This window comes from Vibrio ishigakensis (assembly GCF_024347675.1).
Lineage (GTDB): Bacteria > Pseudomonadota > Gammaproteobacteria > Enterobacterales > Vibrionaceae > Vibrio > Vibrio ishigakensis.
This window is the reverse complement of record NZ_AP024881.1, coordinates 1,044,846-1,069,181: the sequence shown is the minus strand read 5'-3', so window position 1 is coordinate 1,069,181 and position 24,336 is coordinate 1,044,846. Positions and strand designations below refer to the sequence as shown.

Genomic DNA, 24,336 nt, shown 5'->3' with positions numbered 1-24,336 from the left:
AGCTAGTTCTTTCTTGCTCCTCTGCCTTTAGTATCGGCGCGCATTACCATCCAACTTGCCGCACCTGCCACGCTGGCTATCGCAGCGTCTAGGTTGATACCGGATTCAGCCTCGGCTACAAGCTCCTGAGTCTGCTGTTCAACTTGCTCAGACTCAGCCTGCGCTTCTGCTTCAGGTGTAGCTTCTACAGGAGCGACATCCTCCGCTGCTGGCTCTGTAGCTTCTTGCGGTACAACCTCAGGCTCTTGCTCTGGAGCTGGCGCTTGAGGCGCGGTATTGGCAGTTGGAGCCGATGGTGCTGAGGCACCACCTGCGCCGGTTGAGGTCATGATGCCACCAAGCTCAATAAAGGCGAGCTCGGCTTCTTCAGTAAACTCAACCTCTGCCTCAGCTTCATCCTCTGCGCGCTCACGACCCACTTCACGGTACGCAGACTCTTGATAAACTTGGTCTGCATAGCCACTGAACAAGCCAGTTTGCAGTACTCGGATAAGGTCAAGCTCACCGTTTGCCAGAGAGATGATCGATTCAGGCACAATCTCATCGTCAATCTCAACAAAGGTAAAGCGACCGTACTCACCCACTAATACGTCTTCACTGAAGTTGGCGAAGAAGAAGTCATTACCATAATGGCCCTGCATTCTGTCTTCACCCGCACCACCATCAAGGGTGTCACTGCCACCTGTGAACAGATCGATAGCCTCAAACACTATGGTACCGTCCGCATCACGCGTAACGAGTGAGCCATCACCACCCAGTATATCGTGGCCCGCACCACCATAGATTTCATCGCTACCATAACCGCCGAAGATGATGTCTCTGTCGCTACCACCGATTAGTAGGTCATCACCACCGATTTCGGTATTACCTGTAGAGACCTCTATGTAACGGCCTTCCGCATCGTTACTGATAAAGCCATCATCACCAATAATGATGCTCTCACCCGATGCGTTACGAACCTCATCATTGCCCACACCGGCTATAGCATGGTCTTGACCAGCGCCTAGGCTGATAACATCGTCACCGCCAGTGCCGTTTTCGGTGTCAGTGCTTGTGATCAAGCGGCGTACACCGTCAACGTAATCGACCTCGCCGTTATCACCAATAACGATATCTTTATCATCACCTGTGGTGATTTGGTCACCGGAATTACCACCTAGCACTAGGTTTTCACCATTGGCTGCATTGATGGTATCCGACCCGCCTTGATCAAAGGCAGTAGTCTTCGCCTGAACCAGAATACCATCGCTGTCATACTGGATCTGACCGTTGTCACCTATGATGTGGTCCATACCGTTGGCGGTAGTAATGACATCATTGCCGTTACCACCGATAACCGTGTTATCACCCTCTCCTAGGATTACTTCATCGTCACCACCAAGGGCCTCTTGAGTGGTTGTTGCCAGAATCAGATGACCATCGGCGTTGTAAGATAGGAAGCCATTATCGGCCAGTACATGGGTATCACCAGAATCAGACATCACGCTGTCATCACCAAGACCCGCAATTACTCGGTCAGAACCTGTACCTACCTTAATGGTATCGTCACCTGTGGTACTCTCATCTGCATCGCTGCTCTGGATAAGACGCACAACGCCATTACTAACTACAACCTCACCATTATCACCCACTACAACATCATCGCCGGTGAAGGTAGTAATGGTGTCGTTACCCATACCACCTAGCACTAGGTTATCGCCACTACCTAGAGTAACCTCATCATCGCCACCTAGATTTTGCTCCGTAGTGCGAGCACGGACCAACACGCCTTGAGCGTTGTAGTTAAGCAGACCGTTATCCGCAATCACATGGCTGTCGCCTGAGTCAGACATTACAACATCGCTATCTAAACCTGCGATGATACGGTCAAAGCCAGTGCCCGATTTGATGTTATCGTTGCCCGCGGTAGCATCCACGCTATCAGTGCTTTGCATTGAACGAATCACGCCACTCACAAGGTCAATCTGACCGTTGTCACCGATGATGACATCATTATCAGAGCCCGTAGTTACCTCATCGCTACCAAAGCCCGCGACTACGATATTGTCGCCATTACCCGCATTGATAACGTCATCACCACCAAGCTCTAGTGAGGTCGACTTAACCTGCATCAGTACGCCATTGGCATCGAAGCTGATCTCACCATTGTCACTAAGGATAATGTCTTCACCATTCGCCGTGTTAACGGTATCAGAAGCCATACCTGCGATAACCAGGTTATCACCCTCACCTAGGGTCACTTCATCGTTGCCACCAAGGTCAGTTTCAGTAGACTTCGCATTAGTCAGAATGCCGTTTGCGTTGTATGTCAGCACGCCGTTATCAGCGATAACATGGCTGTTGCCAGAATCCGACGTCACGATGTCGCTATCTAGGCCAGCAATCACTCGGTCGAAGCCACTTCCTACCTTGATGGTATCGCTACCCGCGGTTGCATTCTCGGTATCCGTGCTCAGGATTACGCGAACTACGCCATCGATTAGGTCAACCTGACCGTTGTCACCAATAACCACATCGCTACCAGAGCCTGTAGTCACCTCGTCAGAGCCAAAGCCTGCGATAATGCGATTATCGCCGTTCCCCGCATTGATGGTGTCATTGCCACCTTGGTCAATAGCGGTCGACTCAGCCTTAACGAATACGCCTTGGTCATCGAAGTTAAGCTCACCGTTATCACCCATGATGATATCGCCACCACCCGCTGTGATTATGGTATCTGCACCTTGACCCGCGATAACGACATTGTCACCCTCACCCAGGGTAACCTCGTCATCACCGCCTCGGTCGGTTTCAGTCGCCATAGCGTTAACCAAGATGCCATCGGCGTTGTAAGTCAATACACCATTGTCTGAGATGACATGGGTATTACCTGAATCTGAGGTAATCTCATCATTCTCAATGGTGGTAACAAGCTCGATGCCGTTGACGGTTTCGGTAAGCTCTTCGGTAAAGGTATCTAGACCTGCAATCACACGGTCTGCACCCGCACCCAGATGGATAGTATCGGCCGCTGCAGTAGAGCGATCTGCATCCGTGCTTTGCATAGTGCGGATAACACCATCTACGAGGTTAATCTGACCGTTATCACCGATAACGCTATCATTGCCGTTATTGGTGCTTACCTCATCAGAGCCAAAGCCAGCAATGACAATGTTGTCACCAAGTCCAAGGGTGACATCATCATCACCACCAAGGTTGATATCATTGCTTAACGCGCTTGCAAGGACAGAGCTGTCGTTCCACGCACCTAGGTAATTCAACTCACCATTGTCCGCAATAACATGGGTGTTGCCTGAATCAGAGGTAATGGTGTCGCTACCAAGACCACCAAGCACACTATCGTTGCCAGAACCAAGGTGAATCTCGTCATTGCCAGAGGCATTGCTATTGCCTTGTTCAGTTTTCAGTGCAATCGCATTGTTTCTTAGGTCTACTTCACCAAAGTCTCCCAACACCCAATCATTGCCCGAACCCGACTCGACGTAATCGCTACCAGCCCCCGCTAGGATAATGTCGTCACCTTCATCACCATGGATTACGTCGTTGCTACCAGTGTTAGTATCCGAGGTAGCAATCAGGGTAACCACGCCTGTATCAATCAGGATATTACCCATATCACCAAGGATGATATCGCTATCATTACCTGCAATATCAGCTCCCTCAGGACCATTACCACCATAGATTGAATCCGATGCTTGGCCACCAAGCAGGATATCGTTACCGGCGCTGCCTGTGATGGTGTCACCACCGCCATTGGTAAAGCCGACGTTGCTCACCTCTGTTACATCACTTAGTGAGGTAGAAAGGATACGGTTAACGCCATCTAGTTGGTTAATCACACCCTTGTCGGCAATCACGACATCATCGCCACTGCCAGCATTGATGGTATCACTACCAACGGTTAGAGGGGCTGAGGTTTCTAGGTTGTCGTTTACAGCATCTGCAATGTTCACCACGGTTAGGATCTGAGTGCTCAAATCCAGACGCGTGCTTACGTCTACATTAAAGCCTGCGTCACCATAGATATGGTCATCACCGCCAAGGCCTGCAATAAAGTCATTACCAGAACCACCTGCGATATGGTCGCCATATTCACTGCCAGTAATCACATCATTGCCTTGGCCACCGAAGATGGTTACCGAGCCGCCCGCACCCGCAGCATTGATAATATCTGCTCCAGGGTTATTAAACTCGCGAGCCTTATCGGTTTTCTCATCAGAGGTCGCGTTATAGGCAAAACCATTTTGGCCGGTGTCACCGAATAGGATAAGCACACCATCGGCATCACTGCCGGTCACGCTTAGGCTATCGCTACCACCACCGCCGTGCACCACGGTAATCACATCCGCAGCGGTATCGGTTACCACGACATTGTCATCACCCTGGCCTAGAAATAGCTCAACCACCTCTAGGTCTTTGTATTCGATGCCCTCGCCCATACCAAGACCTGTTAGGCTGGTATCGCTAAGCACACCGCTGTCGTTCTCCTGACTGCCATCGTTAAACACGTTTAGCACGTCAGTCTGAAGAACCTCACTCACTTCAATGTTCTTAACCGGAAGCTCAGTATCGGTTTCGCTTGGTAGCATCACCGCAACGCTCAATGCGCGCGCCTTACCTTGAGGTACACCGCCCTCAATGATCAGCTTGCCTTGAATACCAGTTAGGGTATGTGGCTGAAGTGGTGGATTTTGAACCGGTTGAGCCTCTTGCTCTTGATAATCCTCGTTCACAGATAGAGTGATGGTGATAGGTTGATCCCAGTTGGTAGAATCAAAGGTCACCGTATTGTCATCGGCATTGAAGCGTGGGTCTTCACTGCTAAACAGCGTCTGACCATCGTTCAATAGATTCACTGTTACCGGAGCCGTAGGCGCTTTGCTTAGCACTAGGCTGTAGTCGTCATCCTGAGCTTGACTAACTAGGGTCGAGCCATCAGTTTGAGTCACGATAACCGCGCCGCTATCATTGTCGGTTACAAACAGGATCTGCTCTGCATCATCCACTTGGTTGTAATCAGAATCATCGACATCACTGCTTGCAGTTAGCTTGACGCTGCCTTGATATAGGTTCTCTACATCTAGGTCATCCAGAGCATTCACACTAAAGGTCTTAACCTGATCCCAGTTGGTGTGGTCAAAGGTCAGCTCATCTGTGCTGAACTCCAGTTGCGCAGAACCGCCAGCACCTAGCATCTCAGCAATGGAGACAGTTACGGTTTCACCGACCTCTGGCTGAGTTGCAAGTCGTACATCAAATGTAGCGCTAACGCCGCCTTCAGTAAGCTGATCACCACCCTGAGGAAGCACGATAATATCCGCTTGGTCATTGTCGAATACGTTCACCTCTACGTTCGCGATATCCAGACCGTCAAAGTCAGGGTTATCACTGCTTACGCTATGGCTGATCACATAGTCACGCACCCCTTCCATGGCGCTATCATCGATAGCCTTCACATAGATCTGGGTTGTGTCTTGCCAGTTGGAGCCGGACTCATAGGTCACGACCAGTGACTCATAGAAGTTGATGTTATCGGTGGAAACCAGAATGCTGGCTGCCTGACCATTAGTGTTGTCTTTGTCGCTGCTTGAAGCGCGCGCCGCCGAAACCGTCACATAAGCCACAGTCGCCACATTTGGTTCATCAACGCTTAGAGACAGTTCATAGCTATCTGTCATGCCATCTTCGTCAACCGTTAGCGATTGAGTATCGATAGCTACCGCGCCGTTCTCTTGGCTAGCCACATTCAGAGAGACACCGTCAACAAAGATGCCGTTATAGGCCTCATCGTCACTGAACACGCTATGGTTGATGAAGCTACTGCGACCTTCAACAGAGTAAGAAACAATAGGCTTAGTCACATCGCTAGCGACGTTAAATACGTCAGCGCCCAGACCGCCGATAATGGTAGTTTCTACATCGGCATTAGTGCTTAGTACATAGAAGGTATCGTCACCCTCAAGGCCGTCAACTTCCGCAAACTCAATGCCTTGATAACCGATGTTTAGACCTGCACCAAAGATGCCGTCTTCGGTGATCATAAAGTTATCATCACCCTCGGTACCAAGAACCACTACCTTGTCGCTACCAGCACCGCCATCGATCTTAAGTGCGGCATTGATACTGTATTCGATGGTATCGGCACCTTCACCACCAAACAGCTCTACATCTACGCTGTTGTTGGTTAGACCGCTGTCAGCCAGCAAGAAGGCACGAACCACAAAGCTATCATCGCCCGCTTCACCATAAAGCTTGGTCACTGCTTTGTTCGAGTAAACCTTGATGCTATCTTCACCGTCACCACCGTAGATCACCATCGGCAAGCTGTTACCATTACTCAAGAAACCCAATGTGGTTTCTGTAGTCTCAATTTCATCACCGTCAGCCACAAATGGACCTACTCGGTCACTACCGAATAGTTGACCTACTTGGAAGGTATCATTGTCTGCACCGCCATCTAGGGTAAAGATGGTGCCGGTATCATCACTGTAGAAGCTATCTTCGCCCTCTAGACCATTGATGATAAAGCGTGCATTAATGTTGCCATCGTAGTTAATACGCTCAACGGTATTGCCATAGCCACCATTACCGTCATCATGCAGTGCTGCTACAAAGTTAGCGCGGATCAGGAAGGTATCATCGCTTACTAGACCATTTAGGCTAACCACATCGGCGCCGTCATTGCCTGCACCTGAGTCTTCAATATCGATAATGTAATCGGCATCGCTACCAGTGCGATTGATGATGTAGCTATCTGTGCCACCTTCACCATCAAGTACTAGCTTGTCTGCTCTTGTGTGAAGCTGATTCACTGTGATCTCATCATCTCCAGCGCCCATGCTCACATAGGTATCACCGATTAGGCTCTGTGCATCGAGAAGTAGCTGATCGTTACCCTCACCTGCATCGATATTGATGTTGGTTGCATCTAGCGAGCCTTGCAGTACAAAACTATCGTCGTCAGTATTACCGTTTAGATTGATATCATCGCCAGCTAGGATACTGCCTTGTATATCTAGGGTTGCGCCGACTGCGTCTTGGTCGCCAGTTTTACCCGAATCTATCTGGATATTGACGTCCTTATCTGCATCCAGCGTTGCGCCGGACTCTAGAGTAAAGCCATCACCAGAATTGATATTGATACTAGCTTTGCTCTCAAGGGTAACTCCCGACGCTATAGTAATGTCATCGCTAGCCGAATCATCCTTCGACTTAAGATTGATGTTGCCATTGGCAATCATGTTTTGGTCGACAGTCATCGGGCTCTGTGTAACCAAATTGATTTCACCACCAGCCTCAAAGCCGCTAGAAATACCGTCGACTACACCACCCACGTTCAGAGCACCTGTATTCTCAATATAGGTACTACCCGTAGTGGATTGCCCTTGGATATTACCTACCTGAGTCGCCAGTGCCTTATCGCTGCTACCAATATCTAAAGAAGCAAACAGATAGGTTTTACCTGAGATAATATTGTCGCCACTGGCGCTATCATTCAGGATTCGACCTGCAGGAGCTGCAATAAAGGCAATTGCCGCCGCGCCGGTTTGAATAGTGTTTAGATACAGGTCACCGACAGTTTCGGTAAGGTGTGTATTGTTAAAGCTAGATACGGTTAGATTCTCACCCTCGGTCGAGCCCGAATCCACCTCGATATCATTACCTACCTGACCTACGGTATCCAAGCGTGAGGTTAGCGAGATGCTTGCACCCACAATATCCGCAAGCTCACTTGGGTCGTCAGCAACGCCATCTAGAATAGCCAGATGCGCGGCTAGCTCAACATCGCCCTGCGCTGATTCCACATGGTCAACATCTAGGTTGCCCTCAGTCTCGTTCACGCGGATATCATTTTGAGCATTAACGGTTAGCAGACCACCGGTTAGATTGATATCTAGAAGGTTACCAATAGTACCGATGCCGCCTGAGTTTGCGGTTAGCACTACATCAACGGCGCGGATGTTCTCATAGTCATGATCAAAGCTATCGACAATAGAGCCGTTCACAGCTAGCAGGTCAACGGTTCCGCCACTTGAGAAGATGGTCGCAACATTGATGTCAGAGTTAATCTCGGTAATAAAGATGTCGCCCTCTGCACGAGCAGTTAGGGTTGCATCCGTTGCTAGGTCAATGTTGAAGCGATTACTTGCGCTGCCGATAGCGCCAGAGCCTGCCTCAAGGATCAAGGTAGAGCCAGCGGTTACTGACGCACTGTTTCCAGTGCCATCGGTTAGATCCTGCTTCGACTTGATGCGCACGTTATCGCCAGATACTGAATCAATCTGCATCGATTGTTCAGAGCCAAGATAAACGTTACCCGTAGCCGTTGCGCTAATTGAACCGGTAACCAGCACATCGATATCTTCGCGCTGGTCGATAACCACTTTAGTCACACTCGCTGTGCGGTAGTCGTTAGAATCCAAAGCAGTTACATCGCTTGCAATGCTAGGGTCGACCTCTTCAAGGTCCATGACCAGACCAGCAACGCGACTGATTTGATACACCTCGCTACCCAAGGACACAAAGCCATCTTGCACCAGACCAAGGCTTGCCCAAGTATCACCGTCGGTATTCACCAAGGTAGTCAGATAAGGCGTGCTGCTGATAGCCGCCACATCCATGCTTACTGCAAATTCAACAGACAGAGCCGTCGAGGTTAGGGTTAGGGTGTCCGAGGTAACCGAAGCAATCTCATAGAAACTGCCTTCGTCATTTGCGTTCGCACTGTCGCCGGCAATTCGAATTTGCATACCAGCCACAAAGCCATCGCTTACCCAGTTGCCTGATGAACGAACTAATTGGTCGCCACTGTCTGACTCAACCACATCCACAACCACGTTTTGAGTGCGCTCAGTAAACAAGAAGTAAACATCGTTACGTTCAGCAGCAGCAAGCTGCACACGCTCATCATCTGAGTAATCACCATCAAGGTCTATTTCAACTGAGCCCACTGCGCTACCGATATCATCTTGCGTAACGATAGTGATATCACCGCCAGCTGAGATGTTGGCATCCTCGATGGTTGCTTGGGTGTTGGTGATAGGTTTTAGCAGGCTACCGCTAATAAGGTTGGTAAGCTCATCTTCGGTCCAAACATGCACACTCGCCGTTAGGCTATCTGTCTCATCCTGACTCAATACATATTCGTATTCGTCATCATAAGCCTCGCCACCATAGGTGGCATGTAGCGCGTGATACTCTGCGGTGCGCTTATTCACTAGGGTCTGGATAGCATCATCAACAAAGGTATCTAGATCACTACCAGTCAGGCCATCTTCAGTGCCGATAGTCTCGTATACCTCACGGTAGTACGCCTCTTCATCTACCGATAGACCCACTTCTTCATCAGCAATATAGGTGCCATCAAATTGGCCATTGCGAATGTTCCAGTAAGTGCTGTACTCCATCTCACGAGCACTCACATAGGCATCGATAACATTCTGAATCTTAGCGTTAGCGGCATCACTGCCACCGATAAGGCCAAGGTTCTCCCAAAGGCCTGTGCTTAGGTCCTCATAGGTACGTTCATCTCGAGCCGTTGAGTTATTAGCATCAATGAGCGAGCCCTTCGATGCAGTAACTGTTACATCACCAGAGGTTGAGGTGATCTCTTTAACTAGGAAGTCACCATCGGTTTCGCTTAGGTAGATATCGTTAACCGCCAATACGGTCACTGAGTCGGTATTCTTCACGCCACTGTCGATAGCCAGTGCTTGTGAATTACTGCCCACATGCGCTTCAGAGTTAATGTAGATCTGGCCGCCACGTACAACGCCTGCGGTTCCAGACTCAGCTTCAACACCACCCACCGCAGATAAGTAAACCTTGCCACCAGTGTCATTGCTAAGCTGACGACTGGTTGCAGAGGTAATATTTTTCACCACTAGTGGACCATCTGTCTCAACGATGTTGATACGGCCGCCGTTGGTGCTAGCGGTAATGCCACCACCGCCATTGTTGGTTAGATTCACACGTAGTGCGTTGCTAGCAGCCTCAATACTGCCATCTACATTGGTTTGAACCTCACCACCGATGCGCTTAGCGTCTAGTACGATGTCCATACCGCCGACACTACCTGTCGACTTAGTAATGATATCCGCGTCTGTAGTGATGGTAGTGGTACCCTCGGTATTGCTGATGGCACCTTGAACAATCACGCTACCACCGTTTTCCGAGGTGATATCGATAGAACCTGCTTCAAGACCAGTGAAGGTGATAGCTACACCATAATCGGCGCGGATAGAGTGGGTCGACTCGTAGCGAACCTTGCTCTCTTCTACAAACTTAGCGTAGTAAGTTTTCTTACCCCACCAAGTACTCTCAGTCCACTTGCGAACCAATGAAGTTTCATTTTCGAGTTCAATTGGCTCATCTAGCTCACTAAAGATATAGGTTTCACCACCTTCATCGAATTCAAAATAAGCCCCCTCACCACGCAGTGTTGGAGTACCTACTACCTCTGGCTCGCCATCAAAGGAGACATCTTTCGGATCTTTAGCAAAGGCATCAATACCCAGCCAAGACGATGTACCCTCTGTGGTATAGCGACGCTCAAAGGTCTCTTGACCCATGGTCCAGGAATAACGCCAGCCCTCTCTAGGGTCATAGGTCATATCATCAGAACCCGTTGTCGCCACACCATTAGTAGTGACAGTCACGCCACTCGCATCCTTGGTGTAGATAGTCTCTACAGGGTTATCTGAGGTTCCTTTCGCCTTGTCGCGAATAATCAGAGTACCTTTACCGCGCTGCGAGGCATCCAGACCCATGATCTTCACATCAAGGTCGGTGTTGTTAATCACATCAATCTCGGCGTAGCCACCAAGAAGTTCAATTTCTGAATTGGTGTTGGTGTTAAGAATATGACCCTCAAGCTCGATATAGCCGCCGCTCACGCGCATATCGCCAACCACGATCTGGTCATTGGTCGCATCGTAGAATACTGAGAAGTCCTCACTGCCCACATCCAGACGTACAAGACCGGTCGCACCGTCAGCACGAAGCTCGTCTATGGTGTCTTCCATATCTTGGGTGATGTTTAGGGTGAAGCTCTCTTTACCACTTTGGATCTTACCGTTGATGTTGATGTATTCAGCAGTGATCGAGATATTGTCCGCGTAAATGCTAGGACCGGTAATCTGACGATTAACCAGATTGAAGATCTCAAGTGCATTCGCCTGCTCTAGACCATTGTTACCAATCTCGGCATTCCATTTCGCGTACTCAGAGCCATCAACAGAATAAGTCGAGCCCGGCGGCAAACTAATCACGGTCGAACCGCCTGTCATCACCACCTGATCTTTCACATCGATGTCACCATAGATGTTGATATCACCCTTACCTAGGGCGCTTGAACCCTCGCCACTCAAGCTCTTGAGCTCAAGCTTACCGCTTCGGTTTGCGATGTCCCCTCTTAGGGTAATAGACGGCCAAGTAAGAACAGAGTTGTTATCTGCAGTATCTACCCTGTCGTTTAGCTCAATCAGAGCAAGGTCTAGGTCAACGTCGTTAATGATAGAGATAACTGGGTCATTCTCACTGCCCACATCTTGACGCTCACCATTTAGGAATACGCCACCATTCTCTTGCGGAATGGTTATGTCATTCACCACTAATGATGCCAAGGTGTGGTTCAAGATAGTTACTGACGCATCACCAGGAGAAAGTACCGTACCGGTATCTTCATAATCGCCAGAGCGGATATCGATACGACCCGCCTCTGCGTGAATGTCGTTAACGGTAATTACCGGGATGTTTAAGGTAATCGCGTAGTACTCGCCGTCACCATCCACATCCATCAGGCCTTTCTCAACCATAAGTTCGCGCAAACGATTAATTTCTGACTTATAAAAAGCCTCAATCTCAGAATCGGAAGATTTACCGTCATTAAAGATAGAGAGCTGCTCTTCGGCGTATTCTAGGTCGTCGAACAGGCTTGAGCTTAGCGCCTCGATAGAGGTAGAGAAGCTAATACCATCGGTCTTGTTCACCTCATCCACGCTACCGTCGTCATTTAAGCTAACAAACTCGATAGATTGATTACGGCGAATACCCGTTTCTAGGGTACCAGCATTACTTACCGTACCTGTGGTGCCGATAGTCACGTCACCGCCAAGTTCAGCCGTGCCGCCCAGTGCCGATGCCCAGTTCACTGTCTTGGTTTGAGCATCCATATCGGCAAAGCCAAATCGCTCGGCATGCAGGTTCATCTGACGTGCTGTCTTAACGTGCGAGCCAGAGGCAATAGTAATATTGTTGGTCTGTGACAGGGTGGCGGACGCACCCGCATCATCAATAGGAATCACACTATCCGAGAAGCTATCAATCAGAGAGTGGATCTTATAGTCATCTCGGTTAAAGTCGGTGTCGGTACCGGCCGAGATATTCATATCGCCATAGGTGGTTAGATCTGCACCCTGGTCGATAAGTACGGTATTTACCGGCGTGATATTAACGTTGGCATTGGTCACAGACACAGAGATTGCACCGCTAGAGTCAGCCTCAACGGTACCTACAACCTCACCCTGACCACGAGAAGCAATCTGGATGTCACCTTCAGAGACCAAGACCGCGTTCTTACCCACTCGCACCTTAGCCAGCAGCTCGTCATCTTTTATCTTCATGGTCGCGCCAGTACCTGCCAGTGCACCAGAAGCGTTTAGAATCACCTTCTCGGTTATATCAAGATCGTTCAGGGAATTAAGGGCAATACCGTCTGTATCACCTAGACCCCATGAGATGAGTTCAGCATCATCACCCACATCGATGGTGGTCGCCATATCTAGGGTGGTGATACTGTCAGCACCTGCGGCACTGGCAAGACCCACAGCCACAACATCAATTCGGCCGTCTTGGTCTTTCTGCGCTCGGTTAATAGCATCCACATTGATATCAGATGCGCTGATTTCTAGATAGTCACTATTGCTTGACCCATCACCTAGGATAACGTCTACATCGGCTGTGATATCATGATTGATCTCTGCACCCGAACCAGATAGCAAACCACCTGACGCAGCAACAACACGCGCATCAAAGCGAGTGATGTGTTCTGCTTTCACATCCAGTACGCCATCGCCCGAGTTCTCACCCAAGGTAATGCTGGATTCGTCGTCTATGGAAACCTTAGTGGTACTGGTAGAGTTGGTCTCAGCCGCCACACCTGCGCCAGCCAATACGCCGCCACTACCTGCAACCGCTAGCACGTAGTTGTCTTCGGTCGCTTTCGCCACCATGGTTAGGTCGCCACCCACATAATCGGTAGCAGACATGGTCACGAATGTATCGACGTCAGTATCGCTATCGGCAAATACTACACCTGCCGAGATAAAGCCTCCCGAGATACCGTAGGCTTCAGATTTTTGCTTCGCACTCGCAAGGGCCTTAACCGAACCATCACCTGCGGCCTCGATATCCGAGTCCACCATGCTAACGCCAATATCGCCAATCACCTCACTCTCAACGAACACACCTGCGCCGGAGAAGCCGAGGCCCAGAGAAACTGAGGTCGCAACACCCATGGTGTAAACATCATCGGTAGAGCTCGCGGTTAGAGTAAAGTCACCTGAAGTATCCAGCGTCGAGTTGCGAACATCACTGTTAAGGTCAATGTCCACGGTATTGATAACGCGTGTCGCGCCAATAGAGACAGATACACCACCGGCAAACGAGGCTGCCATGGTTGCTGTTGCTGCAGTCGCGTCGATATCCGACTCGCTTGAAGAGGTGACTGAAATATCAGAGGCGGTAACTTGAGAGCTGTCTTCGATATAACTATCTACATCTGCATAGGCATAGTTTTCTACCCTTACCGCAGCGCCGGATACAGCGATACCCGCAGCCCCGGCCACAACGGCAGCACTGCCTGCTCCGACGCCCGCATCTATGGTCATATCAAGGGTTGAATCTACTTCCAGAGCACCCGAAGTATGTACTTGGCTGTTGTCGATATAGCTCTTAACCACAACGCGATCGCTATCTTCACCGATCTCATTAACCGCTACCGAGCCACCCAGAGACACACCGATACCACCGCCGGCACCGCCCGCGCCTGCAGCCGATACTGCAGCCACGGTCGCTTCAATCTTCGAAGTATTGTCAGCTTTAACATCAACCGCGCCCACTTTGTCATTTGAAGCACCTAGGGTACTGTTAGCGATATAGGCTTGGGTTTCGCCATAGATATAATTTGAGGTCTCTGCACCTGCACCACTGATAGACACACCACCACCGACACCGCCAGAGGCTGCAATAGAAGCCGCCACAGAGGTTGCCTTAATAGTGTTGTCTGTGGTTGCGGTAACACTGATGTCTCCGCTATTTAGCTCACCCACATCGGTAATATACGCAAAGGTATTGGCATCCACCGTATTGCGGGCCAATGCGACGCCGATACTTAGTGACGCACCGCCACCAGCACCAAATGCGGCGGCAAGTGATGCCGCGCCCGCTTCCGCAGTGATTGACGTAGTATTGTCCGCATCAACCGTTACGCTACCAGTATCGATAACCTTGTTCGAAGCCGAGCTGTTGTCGATATAAGCTTCAACGTCTGCATAAATCTTATTGATAGTACTAACGCCAGCACCCGCACCAGATAGACCGCCACCAGCGCCGCCCGATACCGCCATGCTACCAGCGCCTACGCCAGAGAAGACGGTCATATTGCCATCGGCATCTAGGTTAAGCGCGCCAGTTGAGGTAATACCGCTGTTCTTAACATAGGCACGAACCGCCTGACGATTACTGCTAGTACCAATATTGTTGGTCGCAAGTGCAGCACCGATAGCCACACCGATACCACCGCCAGCACCGCCTGCGCCAGACACTGCAACCGCTACCACAGTCGCATCGATATCTGAGGTATCCGATGCCGTAACATCTACCTTACTCGCACTGTCAATCTGAGAGCTTTCAATATAAGACTGAGTAACACCTGAGATGCTGTTAACTGCTTCAGCACCCGCGCCACTGATTGCAACACCGCCACCGGCACCCGCTGCAAACGAAGCGGTTGCCGCTACTGAGGTTGCATCAATGTCATTGGTTGCTGTCGCCGATACGCTAATAGCGCCAGCACTATCAACCTGATTCGCACCCTTGATGTAGGCCGAGGTATCAACCTCAACGGTATTTTCTGCAATAGACAGACCGATAGTTAGCGTACCACCGCCACCTGCGCCGCCTGCGATACCAAGAGAAGCAGAGCCAAGCTCAGCTTCAATGGTTGATTGACTGGTCGCGGTAATCGAGATGCTCGCCGCATCTATAATAGCCGCGCTGTCGTTTGAGTTGTCGATATAGCTTTCAATTAGTGCGTATACGTCGTTGGTGGTTACCACGCCAGAGCCTGCACCCGCTAGACCGCCACCGGCACCGCCCGCAACTGCCATACCGCCAGCACCCACGCCAGCGAAGATGGTCATCTGACCGTTAGCATTTAAAGTAAGGTCGCCCGTCGCTTCAACGGTTGAGTCTTGGATATAAGAAGCAACGCGAAGGCTATCGCCCGAGGTACCGATTTCGTTCTCAGACACTGACGCACCGATAGAAACACCAACACCGCCACCTGAACCGCCGCCACCAGATACAGATACTGATGCAACCCTAGCAGTGATGTCCGAGATATTCTCTGCATCAACACTTACGTTACCTGCACTCTCAACATCTGCGCCATCAAGATACGCTAGGGTATCACCACCGATACTGTTCATTGAGTTAGCGCCAGCACCGCTTACCGCGATACCACCACCACTACCAAAGGCAACCCCAAGGGAGGCCGCAACAGATAGAGAATTAATTGTATTGTCGGTAGAGGCATCGATTTCTAGCGCACCACTACCAAGCTCAACAGCTGCACCCGCCACATACGCACGAGTATTGTTATCAACATCGTTTCGCGCCAGAGCCACACCAACTGTAATAGCCGCTGCGCCGCCACTCCCAAAGCCTGCTGCTATAGTAGCCGCGCCCACATCCGCATCGATATCCGAGATATTGCTTGCACTTAGGGTTAGGGAAGAGCCTTTAATGGTTTGATTTGAGCTGTTGTCGATATAGGCATCAACGTTTGAATAGATTTCGTTGTAGCCACCAGCACCGCTACCTGAAGCGGCAATACCTACACCACTGCCCGCGGCTGCGATAGCTGCAGAGCCTGCGCCAACGCCCGCATCGATATCCAGATCAGCGGTTGAGGTAACTGAGATATCGCCCGTAGTATCGATACCTGAATCAATCACGCTCGCAGTAACGCCTAAACGGTTACCCGAGGTACCGATATTGTTTTCAGTCTCAGCGCCACCAATTGAAACACCAAGACCGCCATCTGTACCACCTGCACCGGCAATAGAAACTGCCGCCACCTCAGCATTTACCTTAGAGGTGTTGGTCGCCGTAACTGTAACGTTACCTGAACTATAAGCCTGACTGTTTGCAATGGAGGCTTTGGTCTCGCCTGTGATTGAGTTAACCGCATTTGCGCCCGCGCCACTTACCGTGATGCTACCTGCTCCCCAACCTAGAGCGAACGAGGTCGCCACCGAGGTTGCGGTAATTGTCGCGTTGGTCGTTGCAATAACGCTGACATCGCCCGCTCTGTCATCGGAAGCGCCAATGTCCACGTTATCAATCAGAGCTACCGTATCGTTATCGATATCATTCTCTGCCAGAGCCACACCGATACTTAGAGCTACTGAGCCGCTTGATGCTGAGAAGGTACCCGCAATAGACGCACCCACCACCGCACTGGTGATAGAGCTTGTATCCTTAGCCTCAACCGAGATGTTGTCGGCCTTAACCACATGATTAGCTTCCACTGCTGTAATGCCAGAGGTGGTGTCTATCATGATGGAGTTTTTCGCATCAGAGCCAACACCGCTTAGACCCACAGCAACACCATCGGTTGAGGTGCCGATAGCCACAGAGGCTGCAATCACATTGGCAGTGATCTCTTGCTTGCTCTCTGCATAGGTGTCCACATCACCACTGATGTCGATGCTTGAATCGGTAATAATCGCGCTGATTGCATTCGCAGTACCGTTGTCATCACCGATGTAGTTCTCCGCTAGAGAAACACCTATACCACCAGATACCCCAGTACCTGACGTTGCACCTGCCCAAGCTATGCTTGCTGATACCACAGTCGCGGAAATATCGCCGTCCGCATCCGCTTTAACGAATACGCCATTGTCGGCATCCGACTTAGCATTTACCGTGGTTGCTTGGTCGATAGTGCTACCATCAATCTGAGCGATAGTATCGCCATAAACCTCATTGCTAACCGATGCACCACTACCAGATAGGGTGATTGTGGTGTTACTGCCGCTTTGCAGGCCGATAGATGGCGCCACAACTACAGCGATAATATCGCTCTCGTTATGGGCCTTAACATCCATGCGAGCCGTGTCTAGGTCATGGCTCGGCAATGTGATTGTGCTGTCGATTACCTTAGATCGAGTATTCATGCGCACATTGTTGTAGCTCACTGCCGCTGCAACAGACAGACCTACAGAGGTATCAAAGTTTGGTGAGGTGGTTTTACTGACACCTGCACCTATAGCAACTGAAAGGATGTTGGCATCACTGTTCGCTTGATGACGAACCTTGCCTGTTGCGATATCGATATCTGCATTACTGATAACCGCATCAATATCGCTCTCAATATTGTTCTCTGCATAGGTAACGCCAACGGTGCCGCTACCAGCATACGCAACGCCAAGGGCAATGGCGTAGATCTTAGAGGTGTCTTTGGCTTCAATATCTACAGCAAAGTTCTCTGAATCCATACCGGTAATAGAGCCAGTGCCGATATCCGATAGGAAGGCATCCACATCGTTGTCGACGTTATTTACTGATACGTTGCCGGTCAGCGCAATACTCGTGCTGCCAGAGCCCGATGGAGTGTCACCCACCCCAGAAAGGGCAGCCGAAACCGACGCTGTCACTACTGTAGTATTATTAAGTGCTGTAATAGATAGGCTATTCAGGTCTAGGCTATTCACGCCTGAGATACCCGCATCGATATCCACATCTACATCGTTACGTAGACCGATGCCTGCAGCTGCCAAAGCGAACTTCTGCGCTTCCGAACTAGAGTAAGCAATCGGGAAGGCATACACACCTGAGCGGTCTTCTGCATCTAGGGTTAGTGCATCTGCATTTAGGCTATTTAGGTTGTAGATAGAGGCCGAGGTGGTGTGGTCGGCAATATTAAAGATAAATGCGCCCGATACAGAAATGCCGTACGCGCTGTTATTTGTTTTAGGTGTATCACCGCCCGATGGCGCGACCTTACCGGTCGCCCAAGCTGCGCTGATCGCTGAGCCGATAACAAAGCCATCACTGTTCGCTTTAACCTTAACATCACCATTTACATCGATATCACCCGAGCGAGTATTGGCATCTTTAGTACCAATCTCTGCCTTGGTTACCTTGTCGATGATGTTCACAATAGAAGACGCACCCACACCGATAGCACCACCGGATGCGCCGCCACCTGCGATGGTTATGATGTCCACACGGTTATCTGCAGTTACCGTTAGGCGCTCAGTACCTGGAGTATTGGTAATACGTGTGCCTACATCTAAATCAACACCCGACTCAATACGAGCATTGGCATTACTATCAACGATGTTGTTAATAAATAGGCCAGATAGGCCTAGGGTGCCTTTACCGTAACCCGCTGAATAACCTAGATTAATCGCAAATACATTCGAATCTGCATCCACAGTCAGGTCATCGGCATATACCAGTGCACCATTTTCGATAATGGCATTACTGTTAAGGGTGACCGTGTTGATATACACGCTGACACCAGCGCCATTTAACGCCTCAGACTGACCCGCTTTCTCGTAGATGGTTTTAAGAATTGGGATATTTGAGTTAGTCGCAGTAAGTAGACCAACATAGTCCACCTGTTGGTTAACCGTATTTGAGGTAACCGACACATCACGACCATCTGATACCAAACTCCCCAAGAAGGTATCGACTATGTCGTGATATTCATTGTCAGCCACCTCATCAAAGGTGTTTTCAAGCGCGGTTCTCTGATTAACCTGTACCGTGCCAAGTACTTTGGAATTGGCATTTTGGGTAACGTTTAGATAGCTAAAGTTAAGGCCGATTGAAACCTTGGCACCGGCCGCCTCAGATTTAACCGTATTATCGATAAGATACAGGTCGCTATCGCCGCCCAATAACTGACTCGGAAGACTGGTAACCTTGTCACCCAATAGCTCCCATTTGAATGGGTCGCTGAAATCTGTTTCTGAAAGACGCAGGGTTTCTGTTTCATCACCCACATATTTATATACAGCACCCAAGATGCCGATATCAGGCTGCTGAGCTTCAGTTTGCTTCCAGTCGTAGTCTTTGTAATGGAAGCCAACTAGGTCGCCTGGATTTACCGTGTAATCAGTATCAATTTCACCCGGCTGAACAAAATCAGGTTTTACATATTTAAAGGTGGTGTCTGGGCTGATAAGGCCGGTTAGATTTTCGGTTTCAGAATCTATGGATAGCTTATCTAATACATCTAGCTTGGTATTGCCTTGCACCAGAGCATTGGCATTGTTATCCATATCCGCAACCATCACGGATACCGCGCCACCAAACGGGACTTGGTTAAATTCAGTCTTAGTACCTGTAGAGCCAGCCAGTTGCGAAGTCTGCGAAACCGTACTCGAAACTGAGGTCACGCTAGTCAGTTGTCGGCTTTGAACCGAAGCATTCTGATCCAAAGAGCCACCAACTTGGATATCACTGCTCTTATCCGCAAGACCAATATAGGCGTTAGCATTGTTGGTATCGTCGGCATAACCAAATGCGATACCTAGGGTGAATTTGGTTGGTTTTAGACGATCTGATGGCGCAACACGCTTGGTGATAAACGAAGGCAGACCTTTCGAAGCAAGTTTGTCTGCCGCTTTTTGTTTGTACTTATCTTTGAAGTTATCCAGCACACTCGGCACGCGGTCAACAATAGCTGAAACCTCAGTGCCCCACACGCCATCAACGCGACCCTGTTTCTGTTCAGCGTTCACATCGACATCACCCGCAACAATAATATCGCCCGCTAGGGTTGCCGTGGTATCGCCATGTTCAATATGTACCGCCACACTCGCGGCAAGCTTTCCCTTGTCACCTGCATCACTTAGCGCACCCACATAGGTGAAGTCTGAGGTATACGCGGATACTTCAAGATCACCCTCACCAATAATGGTCGCGGAATCTGAGACTAGCGTGGTTGAGTCACTCTCAAGGATGCCTACTGCGACACTGAAGGCAAAGCCCTTAAAGCCGTACCAAGGTTCAGCCGCCACCTTCATATAGTTCTCAACTTTCGAGGAGATAAGCACATCACCTTCGGCGATCACGGTGCCGTGCATCTCAACATTGGCATCAGAGCGAATTGAACCAATCGCTACCGAGAATAGGATCGCCAGCGGTTCAGATTTCACACGCGCGATAGAGCGAGACTCGATGACCACATCATCACCCTTGATCACCGCACTCTCATCGATAGTAACAGTGGTATCGACTTTAGAACGTGAATAACCAAAGAAAAGCGCAAAGTTTTCAAGCTCAGCCTTAAAGTCCTTAATGCTCAGCTCATCAGACTCTAACGAGTCGCCACCATAGTTGACTGGGCTATCAGGATTGGTCTCAGCAAAGGCAATGATATTGATATCACGACCTTCAATAGTCGCTGCCCCGATAGTGATACTTGCGCTCACATTATCATAGTTGTAGAAGCCTAAGCCCTTGATCTTGTTGCGTGAATCAGTCGCAATCAGGTCGATATCACCGCTCTGTTGTAGAGTCTGACCTTTGGCAGAGATGCTTACGCCATCTTCAACCACAATATGGCGAGCATAAAAGCCGATACTGCCTGCGGTATCCGCATCATCGGTATTCACATCTGCCTTAACAGTTATAGTGCCGCCAGCTTCAAACTTAATAGATTGCCCAACAATAGAGATATTGCTGTCTATGGTCAGGTCACCACCAGTCTCGGTCACAAACGAGTAGTTAGTACCTGTGATACTGGCGTAATCGAAGTTATCTATGTTGAAGGTTTCGCCGCCACCATAGAACACGACATCGTTACTGGTTGCCGAATCAGACACAGTCACATTTACAATATCAGTATCTGAGCGGCCTACCACATTAATGCGGTACTCATTAATGCCACTGCTGCCCTTCAGCTCAGCATTAGTGTCGGCAGCATCCAGAATCACATCGACGGTCGCGCTTGAGGCATCAATAAGTGTTGCATCCGTAGTTGCGGTGATCTGTGCTTGCTCAATGTCGGTTAGGGAAACGCTCTTGTCGGTCTGCATGTCTCCTTTCCAAGTGAGACTACTATCTGCGACATCAACCTGGGTGTGGGTAGCCGTAGTGCTAGCAACTACGGCGTCATAGCCACCTTTACCATCTACAGAGAAATCATCATCGTCAATCTCAAACAGATCGATCCCTTGAGAGCCAAGATAGGTGTCACTACCGCCATTACCACGCTGAGTAGAAAGCTGTACTGACGCCACCAGCCCCATGCTCACGCCAGTAACCAAAGAGTTCGACACGCTTTGACCGTCCAGGCCAAGTACGCTCAAGATAGAGGTATCGCTGCCTAGAGTGCTGAAAGCAGAGATACCTGAGATAGACAGTTGTGCCGAGCTTTGATCAAACGAAGCAAACATAGCTCCGGTTTCACGATCATCGGCAATATTAATCAGCGCAATCAGCTCTTCTAGAGTTTGCGCTCCTTGTGTGTCTATTTCTAGAACGGCGCTGTCATCATCTAGCGTGAACAGTAACGAGAATTCACTTAGATCAGCCCAGCCGTTTACAAGTTGGATATCGGTAGTTTCAGAAAGGCCGATAAAGTCCGTGGCATTGAAGCTATCATCGTCATCGGAACCGATAAGCTCTGCACTCTCAATACCGAGCAGGTTGATAGTGGCAAGGTCGGTCACTAGCTCGTCGTTATCAAGGTCGAAGCTGTGTGCCACGCCAGTATTATCGCTCATATCAGCAATCAGGGTATCTTCACCCTCACCGCCCACTATGATGTCGTTGGTTTCACCGGATACATAAATAAAATCATCGCCCGCACCCGCATCAATAATATTGATGCCCTGTGCACCCTTGATGCTATCACTGCCTTGCAGGGTAGAGATCTTACTGTTGCCGGCAAAGGCTGATAGGTCGACATCGTCAGCGCCGACGCCGCCTTCTAGATCAAGGTAATCACTGTCATCAAAGCCCACCAAGCTATCCAGCACTTCTGTGCCCGCTTGAGAAAGAAGCGCACTCGCACCATTGCTAGCGGAGATGAGGTCAATCACAGGCTGACCGGAGTAAAGACCGGCGAACTCTACATCCCAACCATCATCGGTTGCGGTTACGATAAGCTGGCCGTAATTTAGATCTAGGGTTTGTTCAAACGCTCGAGAGATATCGCGCGCACTCGCATCCCAAGCCAACTCTTCGGTAACGAAATCTTCGCTATTGATATTAAAGGTGATGGTATAGCCAGAGCCGCTGGTGACATCAGGAAGGGAGATATTAACGACTTCGTTTAGCCCTTGAGACAGGTTCAGGTCGTAGTTAATGCCATTAACTGCGATGCGCGCTCGACCTTCGAAGCTCTCTTGTAGGGTATCAACACCATCACCTGCGGTAATGGTATCAGCGCCGCCTAGACCGATTAAGGTGTCACCATAATCAGACGCGGTAATAACATCATCCAGCTCACTACCCTCAAGGGTGATATCGTAATCACCAGCAAGACTTGCATCTAGGGTATAGCCATCCACATCATCTTCATTGGCCTGCGCCTTGAGATACACGACCTCCATATTGGTTAGTGTGTCGGTTTCATCATCGTTAACCTTGATGGCATTGCCGTCCATGACGAAGTCTGCGGCTCTTACCGCGATCACTTCATCACTACCGTCACCGCCGTCGATAGAATCACTGCCTGCACCACCAATGAATACGTCATCGCCAATACCACCGATTAACTCATCCGCGCCGTCACCACCAATCAGGTGCACATCTAACTCGGAGGCAGAAAAGTCAAAGTAGTTATCGCCACTGCCGCCCTCGGCAGCTAAAAGAGCAACATCCACTATGGTTACGGTCTGATCTTGAGTCTCGGTGAAAGTGGAGCCGTCCCAACTACCACCCTGATACACATAGTCGATGTCGTCATTGTCTGAATCCACCGCTAGCTTTATGTCTACGCCACCTGCTCCGGATTCTTTAAATAGCACGGTATCAAAGCCGCCAAAGCCATCGACACTGTCACCAAAACCCACTACAAACAGGTTGTGGTTAGTATCACCGATAAAGGTATCGGCATAATCAGAGCCAATCACGGTTGCCATGCCTGTAACGCTGTCAAAGCCCGTCACTGCTTCGTTTTCTAGGTCAACGCTTATCCCTTCGCTGTATTGGCTGTAATCGAGATAGTCACTGCCACTACCGCCAAGCTCATCAAAACCCTTGAAGGTAATACTGGTAGCACTCACCGAATCCAACAGACCACCATCATTGAGGTTTTCTAAGGTCGAAAGATTACCCTCGCCCTCACCAGTGATTTCCCAGTTATAGCTGCTGTTGATAGCCGCCAGCACATGAATAGAGTCGTCGCTTTGTGTTGCCTCAATAGCTTCAGTATTCAGGAATTCAACCGTGCCGTTATCACCTAGGTTACCCTCGTTATCGCCATTGATTTGCCAGTTACTGGTGGTTACATCCGAGCCAACGGCTACGGTATCTGAGCCTTCTCCACCATCAAATTGAACGATGAAGTTTTGCTCGCCAAGGTCTAGGAAGGATTGGTCTACGGTAAAGGTGTCATCGCCGTCTGTGCCGGTAACGGTGATAACCGAGGCTGCGCCGATACTCTCAATCTCGCGCTCGCCCAAAACACTACTGTCGTTGTTATCTATTAGCTGGATATACTGCTCGTTAGGAGCCTTCTCAACCACCTGCAGGGTTACATCATTGCTGTCCGCCACCAGAGCCGCAAGCGGGTCGGCAGATAAGAGCAATCTTGGCTCTAACTGCTCGATGGCGAAGGTGTTGTTTTGCGCCGGGCTGAGTGCCCAACGCGAAGATTTGATGGCTTGATTGATGCCCGTCATCAGATTTGATAGACGAGGCTTCTCAGCCATATTTTTCGATGCTTTCGCAGCGCCCTGTTGTATATCCATAACTCTAACCTTCCTAGGGCTCTGCGGCACCAGATAACCCTACACTCCCTGTGGTTTTTTAGGCCACTAAAAAGCAAAACGCACAGCCAACTCGGCTGTGCTATCCATTTTGTGC

At 49.8% G+C, this 24,336-nt stretch carries 1 protein-coding gene; it reads right to left on the bottom strand.

The window, feature by feature from the left end; translation table 11 throughout:
- Window positions 1–2: 2 nt before the first annotated feature.
- A complete protein-coding gene (locus Pcarn_RS04795) occupies window positions 3–24,221 on the bottom strand; it encodes an LEPR-XLL domain-containing protein (protein ID WP_261835248.1) in 24,219 nt (8,072 codons plus the stop codon).
- Window positions 24,222–24,336 lie beyond the last annotated feature (115 nt).